Genomic DNA, 17,692 nt, shown 5'->3' with positions numbered 1-17,692 from the left:
TATACTTAGGTACAATATTTGTCGTTATAATTTAAATACGAGGTATTTCTTAACTGTTGGAGAACACTATGCTAAAGAAAAAAACCGCGCTAGTGCTTAGTTTATTTGGAACTTTGCATCTTCTTTGCGCACAAGAATCAAAAATTTATACTCACGATAATAGAGAGTATCAACAAGCGTTGACGCTTTATAATAATGAACAATTTCAAGCAGCTCAGGCTATTTTTGAACAAGTTCAAAATTCTACCAAAGATCTCGAAACAGAGGCAAATAGTGCGTACTACGTTGCCAATGCTGCAGTAAGGTTAAATCAGCTGGGAGCGGATAAGCTCATGGAAGATTTTGTAACCAATTATCCAACATCAACTAAGCGAAATTCGGCATATGCAGATGTAGCGGAATATTATTTTGAAACAGGAAAATATCCATATGCTTTAAAATGGTATAAGAAAGTGGATCAAAGTTCACTTTCTCGTTCAGAGATGGATAAATTCAATTTTAATTACGGTTATGCCTTATATTCTTCAAAAAATACAACGGAGGCTGAAAAGTATTTAAATAAAGTAACTACCTCTCCGGTATATGGGTCTCAAGCGAAGTATTATTTAGGATATATTTCTTACGAACAAAATGATTATGATGCCGCAAACCAACGTTTTGATCAGATTACCGATCAGAAGGTTTTGGAAGAAAAATTATCCTATTATCAGGCCGATCTAAATTTTAAATTAGGAAAGTTTGAAGAGGCAATTGCCTTGGCTAAGAAGCAGTTGCCGAAGGCTGATAGAGCTGAAAAATCAGAATTAAGTAAAATTATTGGAGAAAGTTATTTCAACTTAAATCAGTTCGATAATGCTATTCCTTATTTACTGGAATATAAAGGTGTTAATGGTAAATGGTCCAATACAGATTATTACTTTTTAGGGTATAGCTATTACAAACAAGGCGATTTTAACAACGCTATTCAACAGTTTAATAAAATTATTGGGGGTACCAATAGTGTATCGCAAAACGCCTATTATCATTTAGCAGAATGTTATTTAGAATTGGATAAAAAACCAGAGGCGCTCAATGCATTTAGAAATGCATCGCAGATGGATTTTTCACCGCAAATACAGAAAGATGCATTTCTTAATTACGCAAGATTAAGTTATGAGATTGGTAACGCTTATGAAAATGCACCTTCAGTCTTAACCAATTATCTAGAAAAATATCCTAAAGATGAACATACTGCTGAAATCCAGGAGCTTTTGGTGGATTCGTATATAACTTCTCGAAACTTTGCTGGAGCTATGGATTTGTTAGAGAAAAATAAATCTTATGCAAGTAAAGCTACCTACCAAAAGGTAGCATTCTATCGCGGTGTAGAGCTTTTTGTTAGTGCAGATTATAGTGGTGCAATAAATGCCTTTGATAAATCTATTGGTAGTGCTGAAGATCCTAAATTTAAAGCTCGTGCTAGTTTTTGGAAAGGCGAAGCGGAATTCAATAGCAATAAATTTAACGAGGCATTAAAGAGTTATACGGAATTCCAGAAAAATCCGCATGCGAAGTCAACCAGCGAGTCTAAAGATTTGGATTATAATTTGGCTTATACCTATTTTAAGCTTAAACAGTATACAAGTGCAGCAACGAGTTTTAATAATTACGTTGCCTCTAGTACTGATACGGATAAAAAACATGATGCTTATTTACGTTTAGGAGACAGTTATTTTGTGTCTAGCAAATATTGGCCTGCCATAGAAGCCTATAATAGTGCGTTAGATGATAGTGGTAGTGAAAAGGATTATGCGGCATTTCAAAAAGCTTTGAGCTATGGATTTGTAGACAGAGTAGCAACAAAGATTGAGGAGCTAAATTCATTTGTAACTAAATATCCAAAATCTACACTAAAAGATGATGTGTTGTTTGAGTTGGCTAATTCTTATGTTCGCGCCAATAAAGTAGATGAAGGTATTCGTATTTACGATAAATTAATAAGTGAGTATAAGGGCAGTACATTAGTGCCTCAAGCGATTGTTCGTCAAGGTTTGGTGTATTATAATTCTAATAGAAATGAGCAAGCCTTAGCTAAATTTAAAACTGTTGTTAGAGATTATCCAAACACACAAGAAGCTATTCAAGCGGTAACCACCGCAAAACTTATTTATGTAGATTTAGGTAGAGTTAATGAATATGCAGAATGGGTTAGAGGTTTAGATTTTGTTGAAGTAACCGATACGGAATTAGATAATGCTACCTACGAATCTGCCGATCAAAAAAAGTTAGAAGGTAATACAGAACAAGCTATTCGTGGCTATGAAGGTTACCTAAAAGAGTTTCCTAAAGGAATACACGCTTTAAAAGCTAATTTTAATTTAGCACAATTGTATTACGCTAAAGGCGATAAAGATAAAGCGCTTAATTTTTACAAAAATGTTGCCGATAGAGGAGCTAGCGAATATGCTGAGCAATCCTTAACAAGGGTTTGCGAAATATATGTTGGTAAAGGTAATTACTCAACAGCCATTCCATTTTTAGAAAAGTTAGAGCGTACGGCTAACATTCAACAGAACGTAACCTTTGCGCAGTCTAATCTTATGAAAGGTTATTTTGAGCAGAAAGATTATAACAATACAATTTCTTATGCAGAAAAGGTATTGGCAACCGCTAAGATAGATGACCGTATTAAAAGTGATGCTCAGATAATGATAGCTCGTTCTGCCATTAAAACCAATAATGAAGAGAGAGCTAAGGAAGCTTATGCTAAAGTGTTACCTATCGCTAGTGGTGAATTAGCAGCGGAGGCATTGTACTACGATGCTTATTTTAAAAATAAAGCACAGGATTTTGAAGCTTCCAATACGTCGGTACAGAAATTAGCTAAAGATTACTCGGCTTACAAAGAATGGGGAGGTAAAGGCTTAATACTAATGGCAAAAAACTTTGATGCCTTAGGTGATGCTTATCAAGCAACCTATATACTAGATAGTGTAATTGCTAATTTTTCGCAATACCCAGAAATAGTAGCATCGGCTAAAAGTGAAGCATTCAGAATAAAATCAAAAGAGGCTAAAAGCAATTCGTCTGTAAATCCAGAAAATTAATATCAAGTTGCAAAAGAGACATTATATGCAGAAGTACATAAAATTAGTAAGCCTTCTTTTTTTGGGCATTTTTAATTCAATATCGGCACAAGAGAAGAGCAAAGATAGTTTAGGTACAGAGACAGTGACTGTAGTAAACACGTATAAGCCCACAATTTCTGATGCTTTTAAAATAAAATCCCTACCCGTAATCAATGATTCTATTGTACTACAGAAAAAGAAAATTACGTACAATATTTTCTCTGTTCCAGTGGCTTCAACTTTTACGCCGGCAAAAGGGAAAGCTTCCACAGTAGATAAAATTCCACCACCAGTAGTATATAATTCTTATGCGTCATTAGGTTTTGGAACATTTGATAATGCTTTGGCTGATTTGTATACAAGTAGAGCTTTAAATAGAGACGAACAATTAGATTTAGGTTTAACACACCATTCCTCAAGAGGTCAGTTAGATAGTATTGCTTTAAATAATGCTTTTTACAATACGAAGTTAATAGCTGCTTATAAAAAACGCGACACCGATTTAAATTGGGGAGCTAATTTAGGCTTGCAACATCAATTATATAATTGGTATGGAATACCTGTTGGTGTTTATACGGATGAGGAAATTAATGCTATAGATGCTAAACAAAACTATTTTAATGCGGAGATTTCGGGTCATTTAAATATGGATGATTCTTATTTTAGAAAAGGTGAGGCATTAGTTCGTCGTTTTTGGGATGCCACTAAATCTGGTGAGAATAGAGCTATGCTTAAAGCAAAGGCTCAATTTCCAGTTCAGGATGAAAACTTAACGGTAAAAGCAAAATTTGATTATTTAGGCGGAGTATTTAAAAATGCTGACGTTAAAAATGTTGCGAATACACCGGAAATAAATTATAGTTTATTTCAAGCAGGTATTGGGCCAAGTATTGAAATTTTAAGAGATGATTTAACCCTTAATCTAGGTTTGAATTTAGTTTTTGGTGTGGATTCTGAAAATAGTGATAGTAACTTCTTTATATATCCAGATATTACCGCAAGTTACCGTGTTTTAGATGAAACTGTTATTGCTTATGGTGGTATACAAGGCGAGCTAATCCAGAATTCGTTTTATGGCTTTGTGGAACAAAATCCATTTGTGTCACCTACATTGTCTATACAGCCTACTGATCAAAAATACAATGCCTACGCAGGTATTAAAGGTCAACTATTACCAAGTTTAAGTTATAATTTAAAAGCAACGTATAAAACGGAGAATAAAAAGCCTTTGTATAAATGGAATCCTTTAAATTCATTTAGAGATGATGAAAAGGGGTATTATTATCAAAATTCCTTCGAGGTGTTTTATGATGATGTAAAAACACTGGGAATTTTCGGTGAAATAAATGTAGATATAAAAAGGAATTTCTCTTTGAGTATGAATATGGAAGCAAATACGTATACCACAGAGACTGATAATCCAGCATGGAATTTACCTAAAGTAACAGGGTCGATAATAGCAGATTATCAATTAAATAAAAAATGGTTCATGGGAGCATCAATTTTTTATGTTGGTGAGCGTCAAGATTTACAAAGTGAAGTGGTTCAGAACGTACAACCTGCCGATTTTCCATCGGAGATTAGAACATTAAATAGTTTTTGGGATAGTAATGCGCATTTAGGATACCGTTTTAACGAGCAACTTTCTGTTTTTGTTAAAGCCAATAATATTGCAAATAGCAGTTATATGCGATGGGCTAATTTTCCAGTTCAAACCTTTCAGTTACTTGCTGGAGCAACCTATAAGTTTGATTTTTAAAGTTTTATACCTATCTTTATATTAGAAAGGTTAGTTGTAATTAGTTCATAGCTAGAAGAATGTATTCTAGCTATAGTACTTTTACATTCAACGCTAATTGAAAATATTTTGCAGCATATTTTCTGAGATTTGCCTTTCTAATAAAAAGTAAATAGATGAAAACAATTCCCAAATCGCTGTTTTTATTTTTTGGCTTCACCTTTTTTTTGCTCAACGGACAAAATTTAGTGAAAAACCCAAGCTTTGAATCCAATATTAAATGTCCAGATTCTTTTGGTTCTTTAAGTGAAGATGTGAAGAATTGGCGAAAGCCATCTTTAGGTACTACAGATTATTTTAATACCTGTAGTGAAAAACTACCTGTTGAAAATAATTTTATTGGCTCGCAATTACCATTTGATGGTAATGCCTATGTGGGTCTGTATTTGTATGCTCCAAAAGATTATAGAGAATATATTACTGCAGAACTGGAAACAGCACTAGAGAAAGATAAATTATACAAAGTTTCGTTTATGGTGAATTTAGCAGATGAGGTTGAGTTTGCAATTCAAGAATTTGGTATACTTTTTACTCAAGCGGCATTTGAAATCAATACTTCTAAAAACATTGCTTTAGACTATATGCCATCCGGAGGTATAATCAACTACAAAGAAATAGCCAATGCTAACTTTTACAAAGATAATACCAAATGGGTGGAGATTTCTACTACCATAATGGGGAAAGGTAATGAGCGTTTTTTAACCATAGGAAATTTTAAAAATAATGACCAAACCTTAAAGCAAGTCGTAAAAAAAACGGCACGAAAATCTTCTTATTATTTTGTAGATATGGTTTCGGTGATAGAAATCCCATCTTATAATCTAAATGAACTTTACGTAATAGAAGATTTGCTTTTTGATTTTGATGAAACCTATATTCAAATTTCATACAATCAACAACTTGTAAACTTGGTACACTATTTAGCGCAACATCCAGATTTAAATGTGTATTTATACGGACATACAGATTCTAAAGGCTCAAAGGCTTATAATGATAACTTATCGGACCAAAGAGCATTAACTGTGGCTAATTTTTTAATGAAATTAGGATTAAGTAAAGATAGGATTTCATGGAAAGGTTACGGTTTTAATAAACCTGTAGTAGACAACCAAAAAGACAATCTTAGGTTTAAAAATAGAAGGGTGGAGTTTTTAATTGCGAAACCTAATAGTAATTATGCCAACACCATCTACGAAGATCAAAATTAAATTTAATATTTCTTTGATAAAATCAACAGTATAATATACTTAACTTTCGCATTCATTTTATTCTTTGCAGTTATAACATATGAATGCTACTATTAAGAGAAAAAAACAAGCTAAAGTATTGCGTATATTTAGAAAAGTTCACAGACTATTAGGGGCTTTTTTATTTATTTTTTTCTTTATAATAGCTGTTTCGGGCTTGTTACTTGGATGGAAAAAAAATAGCGGAGGAATTATATTGGCAGAAACTAAAAAAGGAACTTCTGGAGACTTAAATAAGTGGCTACCTTTAGAAGTGCTTTATAATAAAGCCAATGATGTGGTGAGTGATTCTATACATTCTGATAAGGTTATTACCTTAGATCGTGTGGATATACATAAAGATAAAGGAGTAATAAAATTTATATATCAAGATTATTACGGCTTACAATTGGATGGTGTTACAGGAGATTTATTAGAATTTGGCAAGCGCCAATCAGACCTTATAGAAAATATACATGATGGTTCTGTATTAGATACGTACTTCAATACTTCGGGTAGTCCATTTAAATTGGCCTATACTACTTTAATGGGTATAGCTCTCTTACTTTTTACAATTACAGGCTTTTGGCTATGGTATGGACCAAAACGTATGCGAAAAGCATAAACATGCTAATTTTTATATAGTTGCAATGAATGCGACAGATTCTTCACAATGGTTAAAATTAGATTTTTTTAATGTTTTACGTATTGAATATTAGTGTACATTCGCGGCGCTAAAATTAGATGTAATATGTCTATAGAAAAGAGGGTTAAGGCAGTAGAATTATTGTATGCTGGTTTAGATCAAGAGATTGCTACTTTTCAATCAAACACAGGCTTGCATTGTAAAGCAGGTTGTGGTAAGTGTTGTACACATGCCGAAGTAGATGCATCTCCATTAGAGTTTCTCCCATGGGCATTTTATTTATTTTTAAATGGAATTGCTTTAAAAACCTTAGAAGAATTGAATTCTAAATCCAGTCCTATATGTCATATTTACCAGCCACTTTCTGTAGTAGATAGTACAAGTGGTAAATGTAGCGATTATAAATATCGAGGCTTAATCTGTAGATTGTTTGGTTACGGCGCTAGTAAAGATAAATTTGGAGAATTACGTTTAGCAACTTGTAAAATTATAAAGGAAGGTCAGGTAGAAAACTACGAGGCTTCTAAACTGGCCATGGCTAATGGATTATATGTGCCCATTTTTACAGATTATTACATGAATCTTTCTCAAATAGATTTTGCCTTGGGTAATAAAATAGTTCCAATAAACAAGGCACTAAAGCTTGCTATAGAAGAAGTTTTGCAATATTACGCGTATCGCCCTTTTCCAAAAGGATATAAAAATTGCGCTTAATTTTTTAAATCTATCTCTTTTAAATTTTCAATACGGTTTCTTATAAGGAAAGCATCAATAGTTTCAAAATGTTCAATGACACGTTTTTCTTTGAACTCAAATACTTTTTGTGATAAGCCTTGAAGAAAATCTCTATCATGAGAAACCAAGATTAATGTGCCGTCAAAATCTAAGAGCGCTTCTTTTAAAACGTCTTTAGATTTTAAATCTAAATGATTCGTAGGCTCATCGAGAATTAAAAGGTTTACAGGTTCCAATAATAATTTCACCATAGCCAAGCGTGTTTTTTCACCTCCAGAGAGCACACTTACTTTTTTCTCAATATCATCACCCCCAAACATAAATCTGCCTAGAATATTCTTTATTTGCGTGCGCACGTCTCCTTTAGCTACTTCATCCACTGTTTGGAAAATTGTTAATTCTGGATCTAACAATGAAGCTTGGTTTTGAGCAAAGTAGCCCACCTTTACATTATGACCTAGAGAGCATTTGCCTTCAAAATCTATTTCGCCCATAATTGCTTTGATCATGGTAGATTTACCTTCTCCATTTCTACCTACAAACGATACCTTTTCGCCACGTGAAATACTCATGTTTGCATTTTTAAAAACAACATGATCTCCATAGGTTTTAGTTAAATCGGTTACAGTTACCGGGTAATCGCCAGAACGTACCGAAGCGGGAAATTTTAATTTTAACGCGGCAGTATCAATTTCATCAATTTCAATTATTTGTAACTTTTCTAACATCCGCTCACGAGAAGTAACCTGATTGGTTTTGGAATAGGTTCCTTTAAATCTATCTATAAATGCTTGGTTATCTGCAATAAATTTTTGCTGCTCTTGGTAAGCCTTTATTTGGTGACTACGACGATCTTCTCTAAGTTGTAAATAATGAGAATAGTTTGCCTTGTAGTCGTAAATACGACCCATGGTAACTTCTATTGTTCTATTAGTAATGTTATCAATAAAAGTTTTATCGTGAGAAATTACCACAACGGCTTTGGCTTTATTCAATAAAAAGTCTTCAAGCCAAATTACAGATTCTATATCTACGTGGTTTGTAGGCTCGTCTAGTAGAATTAAATCGGGCTTTTGTAATAAAATTTTAGTAAGCTCAATACGCATACGCCAACCGCCACTAAATTCACTTGTTTGGCGGTGAAAGTCTTCTCTTTTAAATCCTAATCCAGCTAAAGCTTTTTCAACTTCGGCCTCGTAATTAATTTCTTCTAAAGCATAATATTTTTCCCCCAAATCAGATACTTTTTGGATCAGTTTCATGTAGTCATCAGATTCATAATCTGTCCGGGTCTCTAATGCTTTGTTTAAATCATTCATTTCTTTTTGCATTGCAAAAACTTGGGCAAATGCTTTAGAAGCCTCTTCGAATACAGTGCAATTGTCTTCAGTAAGCAAATGTTGTGGTAGATAGGCAATAACGGCATCTTTTGGAAAACGTATATTTCCTCTTGTAGCTTTTTGTTCACCTGCAATTATTTTCATCATGGTGGACTTACCAGCACCATTTTTTCCCATAAGTGCAATCTTATCACTTTCGTTTATTACGAAAGAAACATCACTAAAAAGTGTTTCGCCACTAAACTCTACTGCAATATTATCTACTGAAATCATCTTGAAAAATTAAAGATGCAAAACTAATTAAATCTTGGTTGGGATACTATAAATTTATTAGGTCTTAATCGACATAAATAGAATCAATAATTTTAAGTCATCTTTATTAGTTTTGAATGAAAGTTGCTAACTTCTTTATATAAAGTTACTTATGAAATTAGTATTTAAATTAAATATTGTATTTTGTCAATATATATCTTCCCCCCAATATTATTTGAGTACATTTTTTAATTTAATCCTAATAAAACCATCCAAATGAAACGGATATTAATAATGCTGGCAATTTTTAGTTGTAGCTGTAATTTAATTAAAGAAAAAGTAGATTTAATTGTCGTAAATGCAAATGTTTACAGAGTAGATAAGATGTTTTCTAAGGCACAGTCATTTGCAATAAAAGACGGAAAATTTTTGGCAATAGGAAGTAATCAAGAAATCGAGGACAAATACATGGCGGATCAAGTAATTGATGCAGATGGTAAAACCATTGTTCCTGGTTTGATTGATGCACACTGCCATTTTTACGGACTAGGTTTAAATCAGCTAGCAGTTGATCTAGTAGGCACCAAAAGTTTTGAAGAAATACTGGATAGAATTAGCCTGTTTAATGAAAAGAACAAGAGTGATTTTATTTTTGGTCAGGGATGGGATCAAAATGATTGGGAGGATAAAAAATTTCCAACCAAAGAATTATTGGATGAAGTTTATCCAGATATTCCTGTAGTTTTAGAACGAATAGATGGTCATGCATTCTTAGTTAATCAAAAAGCATTAGCTATGGCGGGTATTAATACAGATACTAAAGCTGTTGGTGGAGAAATTGTTAAAGAAAATGGTCAATTAACAGGTGTATTAGTTGATGGGCCAATGGATTTAATTGGACCAATCATGCCAAGGCTTTCAAAAGAATCAAAAATACAGGCTTTAAAAGACGCTCAAAGCATTTGCTTTAGCAATGGCCTAACAACAGTAAACGATGCAGGCTTGTCTAGAGAAATTATCGAATTGATAGATAGTTTGCAACAATCGGGAGACTTAAAAATAAGAGTATATGCAATGGTGGCTAATTATCCTGAAAATTTAAAATATTATCTCTCTAAAGGAATTATTAAAACAGATCATTTAAATGTAAGGTCTGTAAAAGTTTATGCGGATGGAGCCTTAGGGTCAAGAGGGGCTGTTTTAAAATCTTCTTATTCCGATCAAGCAAATCATTTTGGTGCCATGGTTACACCAGTGAATGAAATAGAAAAAGTAGCTAAAAAAATTGCGAAATCGGACTATCAAATGAATACACATGCTATAGGAGATTCGGCTAATTTGGTGGTGTTAAAAGCTTATAAAAGTGTGTTGAAGAATAAGGAAAATCGCAGATGGAAGATAGAACATGCTCAGATTATATCAACGACTGACTTCGATTATTTTAACGAAGGAATAATTCCTTCTATACAACCTACACATGCTACAAGCGATATGTACTGGGCAGAAGATAGATTAGGTAGTGATAGAATGGTAGGAGCTTATGCCTATAAGACTTTGTTAGATAAGGCTGGTGTAGTAGCATTAGGGACAGATTTCCCTGTGGAGCAAGTGAGTCCGTTTTTAACATTTTACGCCGCTGTTGCAAGAAAAGATAATGATGGTTACCCTGAAAAAGGATTTCAAATGAAAGATGCACTTAGTAGAGAAGAAGCATTAAGAGGTATGACTATATGGGCTGCGTATAGTAATTTTGAAGAGAATGAGAAAGGGAGCATAGAAGTAGGAAAATTTGCTGATTTTGTAATATTGAATAAAGATCTTATGGCTATTCCAGAGAAGGAATTGCCAACAGTATCAGCAAATCATGTTTTCATTTCTGGTAAAATAGTGGAGTAAAAAATATAAGCACAAAAAAAGCCTAAAGTTAAACGTTAGGCTTTTTTTAAAATATTGTTTTAGTGTTTATTCTTTACCACTAACAGGTACCGAAACTCTTGTTTTTCCCCAGCCTAGAACTAAATCAGCTCCTTTGTCCTTGTCGTTAAAAGTCATGGAAAAAGCATCTAAAGATTCGCTTCCAGCACTAACAGAACCCATAACACGAACAATATCAGCAGATTCATCATAGGTATAAGAACCCCACTGATTAAGTTTACTGTTTAAAATAAATGTCCATTCTTTTGCTCCAGGTATAGTAAATAGTGAATACGTTCCTGCTTTTACTTCTTTTCCTCCAAAATCTACATCTTTGTAAAAAGTAATCTCAACCGCTTCATTTGCACCAGTTCTCCAGACTGAACCTGCAGGAGCTAATTCTGCTATTGTTCTGCCTTTTAATTGAGGTCTACTGTAAGTTACTTTAACTAGTTTGTCTGCAACTTTGTAACTAGTTGGAAACGCTGCAACATCCATAGGGCTTTTGTCTAGGCCACTAAATTTTTGTGCAGTTGCTGTAGAAGCAAAAACCAAACATACGATAAGGGTTGATAAGGATAGGAATTTTTTCATAATCATAATTTTTTAAGATAATTGTTTTTTTATAACGCTAACTGGGTACTAAGTACGTGCTATTTATCTAAACTTACAAAAAAAGAGAATTACTTGCGAATATGTGTAGTAATGATTTCATAATAAAATAGATTTTGTATTATTTGTTTTAAATTAAAACTATTTTAGTGATTAATGTTTTTTTATAGAAGCATAAAATGCATCTTTGCTTTAAAATTGCTTATAATATATTAAGATATGTGTGGAATAGTATGTGCATTTGATGTAAAGGAGAGTACTGAGGATTTAAGACCTCAATTATTGGAAATGTCCAAAAAGATTAGACATAGAGGGCCAGATTGGAGTGGAATATTTGCTAATGATAAAGCAATTTTAGCGCACGAACGTTTGGCAATTGTTGATCCTGCTTCAGGAAAACAGCCTTTGTTTAGTCAAGATAAAAAATTAGTGCTTGCTGCTAATGGTGAAATATATAACCATAGAGCGCTTAGAAAACAATTTGAAGGAAAGTATAACTTTCAAACGGAATCTGATTGCGAAGTAATATTAGCCTTATACCAAGAAAAAGGGGTTGATTTCATTGATGAAATGAATGGAATTTTCGGATTTACTATTTATGATGTTGAGAAAGACGAGTATTTTGTTGCTCGTGACCATATGGGAATTATTCCTTTATATATGGGATGGGATAAAAATGGAACGTTCTATGTAGCTTCAGAATTAAAGGCTTTAGAAGGTACATGTACCAAAATCGAACTTTTTCCTCCAGGACATTACTTACATAGTTCTGATGGGGAATTAAAGAAATGGTATACCAGAGATTGGATGGAATATGATGCAGTTAAAGATAACGAAACAAGTATCGCTGCAATTAAAGAAGCCTTAGAGGCTGCTGTTCATAGACAGTTAATGTCGGATGTGCCTTATGGAGTATTGCTTTCTGGTGGTTTAGATTCTTCTGTAACTTCGGCGATTGCTAAAAAGTATGCGCAGAAGAGAATAGAGTCTGATGATACAGCAGATGCGTGGTGGCCTCAATTACATTCGTTTTCAGTTGGTTTAGAAGGTTCTCCTGATTTGGCCGCTGCGCGTAAAGTTGCGGATCATATTGGAACCGTGCATCATGAAATAAAATTTACCATCCAAGAAGGATTAGATGCTATAAAAGATGTAGTGTACAATCTTGAAACGTATGATATTACTACAATTAGAGCTTCAACTCCAATGTACCTAATGGCAAGAGTAATTAAGTCTATGGGGATTAAAATGGTATTGTCCGGTGAAGGTGCAGACGAACTATTTGGAGGCTACTTGTATTTTCATAAAGCACCAAATGACAAGGAGTTTCATGAAGAAACAGTTCGTAAATTAAGTAAGTTGCATATGTACGATTGTTTGAGAGCTAACAAATCACTTGCAGCTTGGGGGATAGAAGGTCGTGTGCCTTTCTTAGATAAAGAATTTATGGATGTGGCTATGCGCATAAACCCTAAAGATAAAATGATTAATGGTGAGCGCATGGAAAAATGGGTTGTTCGTAAAGCTTTTGAAGATATGCTACCAGCAAGCGTAGCATGGAGACAAAAAGAGCAGTTTTCTGACGGTGTAGGTTACAGTTGGATCGACACCTTAAAAGAAGTAGTTAAAAATGAGGTTTCTGATGAGCAGTTAGCTAACGCTAAATTCCGATTCCCATTACAAACGCCTACTTCTAAAGAAGAGTTCTATTACCGATCAATTTTCGAATCGCATTTCCCTTCAGATGCGGCGGCACTTTGTGTGCCTCAAGAAGCGTCTGTTGCTTGCAGTACTAAAATAGCCTTGGAATGGGATGAAGCATTTAAAAATATGAATGATCCATCTGGTAGAGCAGTTGCGAACGTGCATTCAGATGCTTATGTAAAAGCGTAGATTTATAAATAAGAATTACCACTGTTTTCAGTTTTAATTATAATTAGTCCGTAAGAAGCACCCAATTTGGGTGCTTCTTTAGTACTATATAGATGTAATTGTTCAGCAAGAAATCTATAATTATATTTTCCACAATTATTGTTGATAACTTCATGCTCTGTACTGCTGCTAAAACCTTATTTCGCTGAGGTATTGTTTATATTTGTAAGATTGCAAAATTTATATTGAAACCATTAATTTTATGAGCGAAGAAGCAAATAAAGACGAGCAAAAAAAGAACAATTATTCCGCAGATAGTATTCAGGCCCTTGAGGGAATGGAACACGTTCGTATGCGTCCTTCCATGTATATTGGAGATGTAGGAGTTAGAGGTTTACATCATTTAGTATACGAGGTGGTCGATAACTCAATAGATGAGGCAATGGGAGGTCATTGCGATACGATTACTGTTGCAATAAACGAGGATAATTCTATAACTGTTAGAGATAATGGTCGTGGTATTCCTGTAGATATACACAAAAAAGAAGGAGTTTCTGCGCTTCAGGTTGTAATGACCAAAATTGGTGCAGGAGGTAAGTTTGATAAAGATTCCTATAAAGTATCTGGTGGATTGCACGGTGTTGGTGTGTCTTGTGTTAACGCTCTTTCTAAGCATTTAAAAGCTACGGTATTTCGTAATGGAACCATTTACGAACAAGAGTATGAAAAAGGTAAAGCGCTGTATCCTGTAAAAAGCATTGGCGAAACAGATATTAGAGGTACCGAAGTTACTTTTTATCCTGATGATACTATTTTCACTCAAACTATTGAGTATAGTTATGAAACCCTTTCTAATAGAATGCGTGAGCTTTCTTATTTGAATAAGGGAGTTTCTATAACCATGACAGATAAAAGGCAGAAAGATAAAGATAGTCCAAGTGGATTTTTAGAAGAGCGTTTTTATTCTGAAGAAGGTCTAAAGGAGTTTATTAAATTTTTAGATGGTAACCGTGAACCATTAATAAAAAGTGTTATTTCAATGGAAGGGGAGAAGAATGATATCCCTGTTGAAGTAGCAATGGTGTATAATACTTCCTATACCGAGAATTTACATTCGTATGTAAATAATATAAATACGCATGAAGGTGGAACCCACTTATCTGGTTTTAGAAGAGGACTTACAACTACCTTAAAAAAATATGCGGATGCGTCAGGAATGTTGGATAAATTAAAGTTCGAAATTCAAGGAGATGATTTCCGTGAGGGACTTACTGCGATTGTATCTGTAAAAGTTGCAGAGCCACAATTCGAAGGGCAAACAAAAACAAAATTAGGAAACCGAGAAGTTTCAGCAGCAGTGAGTCAGGCTGTGTCTGAAATGTTAACCGATTATCTAGAAGAAAATCCTGAGGACGCTAAAATTATCGTTCAAAAGGTAATTCTTGCGGCACAAGCAAGGCATGCAGCGACTAAGGCTCGTGAAATGGTGCAGCGTAAAACGGTTATGAGTATTGGAGGTTTACCAGGTAAGCTTTCGGATTGTTCTGAGCAAGATGCTTCAAAATGTGAAGTGTTCTTAGTCGAGGGAGATTCGGCGGGCGGAACTGCAAAACAAGGTCGTGACCGTATGTTTCAAGCTATTTTGCCATTACGAGGTAAAATCTTGAATGTAGAAAAAGCCATGACGCATAAAGTTTTTGAGAACGAAGAAATTAAAAACATATATACTGCTTTAGGGGTTTCAATAGGAACAGAAGAGGATAGTAAAGCTCTAAATCTTGAAAAACTAAGATATCATAAAGTAGTCATCATGTGTGATGCCGATGTCGATGGTAGTCATATTGAAACACTAATTCTTACTTTCTTTTTCAGATATATGCGAGAGTTGATTGAAGCAGGTCACGTATATATTGCTACGCCACCACTATACCTTGTAAAAAAAGGAAACAAGAAGAAATATGCTTGGAATGATAAAGAGCGTGATGAAATTGCTGAAAGTTTTAATGGTAGCGTGGGTATTCAGCGTTACAAAGGTCTTGGAGAAATGAATGCAGAACAATTGTGGGATACCACAATGAATCCGGAATTTAGGACATTAAGACAAGTAGTAATTGATAATGCAACAGAAACGGATCGTGTATTCTCTATGTTAATGGGCGATGAAGTACCGCCTAGACGAGAGTTTATCGAGAAAAATGCTGTTTATGCGAACATTGATGCATAGAAAATATAGGTTACACAACAAAAACTCGCACTACTAGTGCGAGTTTTTTAGTTTTATGGCAAAATATAAAACTATGAGACATTTCTTTTTGGCTATATTAATGATTTCAGGATTATCAAGTATGGCTCAATCCAATGCTAATGATATTTTTGCTGCTGGTGTTGAAGATGCAGAGCGTTTTACCAACGATTATTTCGGACCTTTATCGGAAGGAGCACTATACAGTATTTCAAATGGATGGTATAATTCAGGAAAAGCTAAGCCATTAGGTGGTTTTGAGATTTCAATAATCGGTAATATGGCAAATTTTAAGAATAAGGATGATAAAAAAACCTTTGTATTAAATACTGCAGATTACGAGAATCTGCAATTTGTAGATGGTAGCGCTTCAAATGTGGTTGCATCTGCTTTAGGTGATTTGGAAGGTATTAGAGTTTTTGTAGAAGGTGAAATTGCTCCAGGAATAACACAAAGGGAAGAATTTGAACTCCCATCAGGTTTATCTGGGGAAGGTATAAATTTTGTTCCATCAGCATTTATACAAGCGAGTGTGGGGCTAATAAAGGGGATAGAATTAAAAGCTAGATTCTTGCCTAAGGTAGATACAGATGATGTTTCCGTAGGATTTTATGGAGTTGGTTTACAGCATGAATTAACCAGTTTATTACCTGCAGAAAAAATATGGCCTGTAGCTATATCTGGTGTCATAGGGTATACGCACTTAGATGGTTCTTATGATTTTACAGATACTGGTGTCATAGCAGGTCAGGATCAAAGAATAGAAATGACTATGAACACTTGGACATTTCAAGCAGTAGTATCTACAAAATTACCGGTGATTAATTTTTATGGAGGAATAGGGTATTTAAAAGGAAAATCTACCACAGATTTTTTAGGAACTTATGAAAGTGGCTTTATAACATCGCCAAGTGTGGAAGATCCTTTTAGTTTAACTAGAGAGGTTAATGGTGTTACCGCTAATGTAGGAACTAAATTAAAACTTGGATTTTTTAGATTACATGCAGATTATACCATTGCAGCATTTAATAGTTTATCATTTGGTATAAATTTTGGGTTTAGATAATTAATTTTTATATACTATATAGCCACCTATTTAAGGTGGCTTTTTTGTTTCTACTATTCAATACTATTTTTTACTGCGATCTTGTTTATATTTTGGTTGGCACTAGATTCACTTAATTTCTTAAAGAGGTAAACCAAAGTTTATTGCCATTTTTTCTATTCGCCTTTACATAAGTTGGAATAAAACTATTTTGTAGTTTCATATGCTTATTTTTACTAACTATAATAGTTATTTGTGTATTAGTATATAAAATATAATGAAAGATATTTACGATTATTTTAATGCTATTTCTCCAATTAATAAGGCTACCTGGGAGGTGTTAAAAAATATTTTCAACGAACATTCTTTAAAAAAAGGAGAGTATTTCGTTAAGGAAAATGAAATTGCAAAAAAATTCGGATATCTAAGAAGTGGTGTTATTCGGGCTTTTTATAGAAATAATAAAGGGGCGGAATATAATAAACACTTTTTTGTGCAAAACAGTATGGTTGGAGGTTATTCTTCATTGGTGTCTCAGCAACCCAATAAAATAAACCAACAGGCTTTAACGGATTGTGAATTGGTTATAGGAGACTTTAATGAGCTTACTAGTTTGTTAGATAAACATCAAGATTTGGAAAGGCTTTTGAGAAAGATTGCTGAGGGCTATTTTGTGGATAAAGAAAAGCGTGAAGTCGACATAGTTTTGTTAGAAGCTAATGAACGCTATGCAATTTTTCAGAAAGAATATCCGCAATTAGAGCAATTAATACCTCAATATCACATAGCATCTTATCTGGGTATAACACCAACTCAACTTAGTCGTATTAGAAGATATAATACTAAAGCTTAGTTTTCTTTACATATGTAAATGCTGGGTTATAGCAAAGCCATTTTCTTTGT

The 17,692-nt window shown here is 33.9% G+C and carries 12 protein-coding genes; 10 read left to right on the top strand and 2 right to left on the bottom strand.

Annotation, left to right across the window (positions count from 1 at the left end):
- Window positions 1-68 precede the first annotated feature (68 nt).
- From B8963_RS10440 to B8963_RS10420, 5 genes are all read left to right on the top strand, one after another.
- Window positions 69-3,086 carry a tetratricopeptide repeat protein gene (locus tag B8963_RS10440; RefSeq protein ID WP_084061464.1) on the top strand — a complete coding sequence of 1,006 codons (3,018 nt, stop codon included), beginning with the start codon at window positions 69-71 and terminating at the stop codon, window positions 3,084-3,086.
- A gap of 25 nt (window positions 3,087-3,111) precedes the next feature.
- On the top strand, window positions 3,112-4,866 hold the full coding sequence (locus tag B8963_RS10435) for a TonB-dependent receptor (RefSeq protein WP_084061463.1): 1,755 nt from the start codon (window positions 3,112-3,114) through the stop codon (window positions 4,864-4,866).
- 155 nt (window positions 4,867-5,021) lie between these two features.
- Window positions 5,022-6,113, top strand: coding sequence for an OmpA family protein (locus B8963_RS10430; RefSeq protein WP_084061462.1), 1,092 nt, complete (start codon window positions 5,022-5,024; stop codon window positions 6,111-6,113).
- Window positions 6,114-6,192: 79 nt separating this feature from the next.
- Entirely contained in the window at window positions 6,193-6,756 is a 564-nt protein-coding gene (locus B8963_RS10425) for a PepSY domain-containing protein (RefSeq protein WP_084061461.1), read from the top strand.
- 126 nt (window positions 6,757-6,882) lie between these two features.
- The gene (locus B8963_RS10420) at window positions 6,883-7,491 is read left to right on the top strand and encodes a YkgJ family cysteine cluster protein (RefSeq protein ID WP_084061460.1); all 609 of its coding nucleotides are present in this window, start codon (window positions 6,883-6,885) and stop codon (window positions 7,489-7,491) included.
- Here the strand turns inward: B8963_RS10420 and B8963_RS10415 are convergent.
- A complete protein-coding gene (locus B8963_RS10415; RefSeq protein WP_084061459.1) occupies window positions 7,488-9,125 on the bottom strand; it encodes an ABC-F family ATP-binding cassette domain-containing protein in 1,638 nt (545 codons plus the stop codon). The genes B8963_RS10420 and B8963_RS10415 overlap by 4 nt on opposite strands.
- A gap of 255 nt (window positions 9,126-9,380) precedes the next feature.
- Here B8963_RS10415 and B8963_RS10410 point away from each other — a divergent pair, with 255 nt between their 5' ends.
- Complete coding sequence (locus B8963_RS10410) at window positions 9,381-11,000, top strand: amidohydrolase (protein WP_084061458.1); 1,620 nt, start codon at window positions 9,381-9,383, stop codon at window positions 10,998-11,000.
- 66 nt (window positions 11,001-11,066) lie between these two features.
- On the opposite strand, the gene B8963_RS10405 is transcribed toward B8963_RS10410, so the two are convergent.
- On the bottom strand, window positions 11,067-11,612 hold the full coding sequence (locus B8963_RS10405; protein ID WP_084061671.1) for a DUF2911 domain-containing protein: 546 nt from the start codon (window positions 11,610-11,612) through the stop codon (window positions 11,067-11,069).
- A 237-nt stretch (window positions 11,613-11,849) separates the two neighbouring features.
- Here B8963_RS10405 and asnB point away from each other — a divergent pair, with 237 nt between their 5' ends.
- The 4 genes from asnB (at window position 11,850) to B8963_RS10385 (ending at window position 17,642) form a co-directional block, all read left to right on the top strand.
- Complete coding sequence (gene asnB / locus B8963_RS10400) at window positions 11,850-13,523, top strand: asparagine synthase B (RefSeq protein WP_084061457.1); 1,674 nt, start codon at window positions 11,850-11,852, stop codon at window positions 13,521-13,523.
- Window positions 13,524-13,764: 241 nt separating this feature from the next.
- The gene (gyrB, locus tag B8963_RS10395; RefSeq protein ID WP_084061456.1) at window positions 13,765-15,726 is read left to right on the top strand and encodes a DNA topoisomerase (ATP-hydrolyzing) subunit B; all 1,962 of its coding nucleotides are present in this window, start codon (window positions 13,765-13,767) and stop codon (window positions 15,724-15,726) included.
- 73 nt (window positions 15,727-15,799) lie between these two features.
- The gene (locus B8963_RS10390) at window positions 15,800-16,810 is read left to right on the top strand and encodes a DUF6588 family protein (protein WP_084061670.1); all 1,011 of its coding nucleotides are present in this window, start codon (window positions 15,800-15,802) and stop codon (window positions 16,808-16,810) included.
- A 256-nt stretch (window positions 16,811-17,066) separates the two neighbouring features.
- Window positions 17,067-17,642: a Crp/Fnr family transcriptional regulator gene (locus B8963_RS10385; RefSeq protein ID WP_084061455.1), complete on the top strand. Its 576-nt coding sequence runs from the start codon at window positions 17,067-17,069 to the stop codon at window positions 17,640-17,642.
- Window positions 17,643-17,692 lie beyond the last annotated feature (50 nt).

The sequence above is a fragment of the Cellulophaga tyrosinoxydans genome, from assembly GCF_900176415.1.
GTDB lineage: Bacteria > Bacteroidota > Bacteroidia > Flavobacteriales > Flavobacteriaceae > Cellulophaga > Cellulophaga tyrosinoxydans.
This window is presented reverse-complemented; position numbering and strand designations above follow the sequence as displayed.

Excerpts from the sequence above, each read along its gene's own strand:
- B8963_RS10440 (WP_084061464.1), top strand. The coding sequence starts at position 69 with ATGCTAAAGAAAAAAACCGCGCTAGTGCTTAGTTTATTTGGAACTTTG.
- B8963_RS10435 (WP_084061463.1), top strand. The coding sequence starts at position 3,112 with ATGCAGAAGTACATAAAATTAGTAAGCCTTCTTTTTTTGGGCATTTTT.
- B8963_RS10430 (WP_084061462.1), top strand. The coding sequence starts at position 5,022 with ATGAAAACAATTCCCAAATCGCTGTTTTTATTTTTTGGCTTCACCTTT.
- B8963_RS10425 (WP_084061461.1), top strand. The coding sequence starts at position 6,193 with ATGAATGCTACTATTAAGAGAAAAAAACAAGCTAAAGTATTGCGTATA.
- B8963_RS10420 (WP_084061460.1), top strand. The coding sequence starts at position 6,883 with ATGTCTATAGAAAAGAGGGTTAAGGCAGTAGAATTATTGTATGCTGGT.
- B8963_RS10415 (WP_084061459.1), bottom strand. The coding sequence starts at position 9,125 with ATGATTTCAGTAGATAATATTGCAGTAGAGTTTAGTGGCGAAACACTT.
- B8963_RS10410 (WP_084061458.1), top strand. The coding sequence starts at position 9,381 with ATGAAACGGATATTAATAATGCTGGCAATTTTTAGTTGTAGCTGTAAT.
- B8963_RS10405 (WP_084061671.1), bottom strand. The coding sequence starts at position 11,612 with ATGAAAAAATTCCTATCCTTATCAACCCTTATCGTATGTTTGGTTTTT.
- asnB (WP_084061457.1), top strand. The coding sequence starts at position 11,850 with ATGTGTGGAATAGTATGTGCATTTGATGTAAAGGAGAGTACTGAGGAT.
- gyrB (WP_084061456.1), top strand. The coding sequence starts at position 13,765 with ATGAGCGAAGAAGCAAATAAAGACGAGCAAAAAAAGAACAATTATTCC.
- B8963_RS10390 (WP_084061670.1), top strand. The coding sequence starts at position 15,800 with ATGAGACATTTCTTTTTGGCTATATTAATGATTTCAGGATTATCAAGT.
- B8963_RS10385 (WP_084061455.1), top strand. The coding sequence starts at position 17,067 with ATGAAAGATATTTACGATTATTTTAATGCTATTTCTCCAATTAATAAG.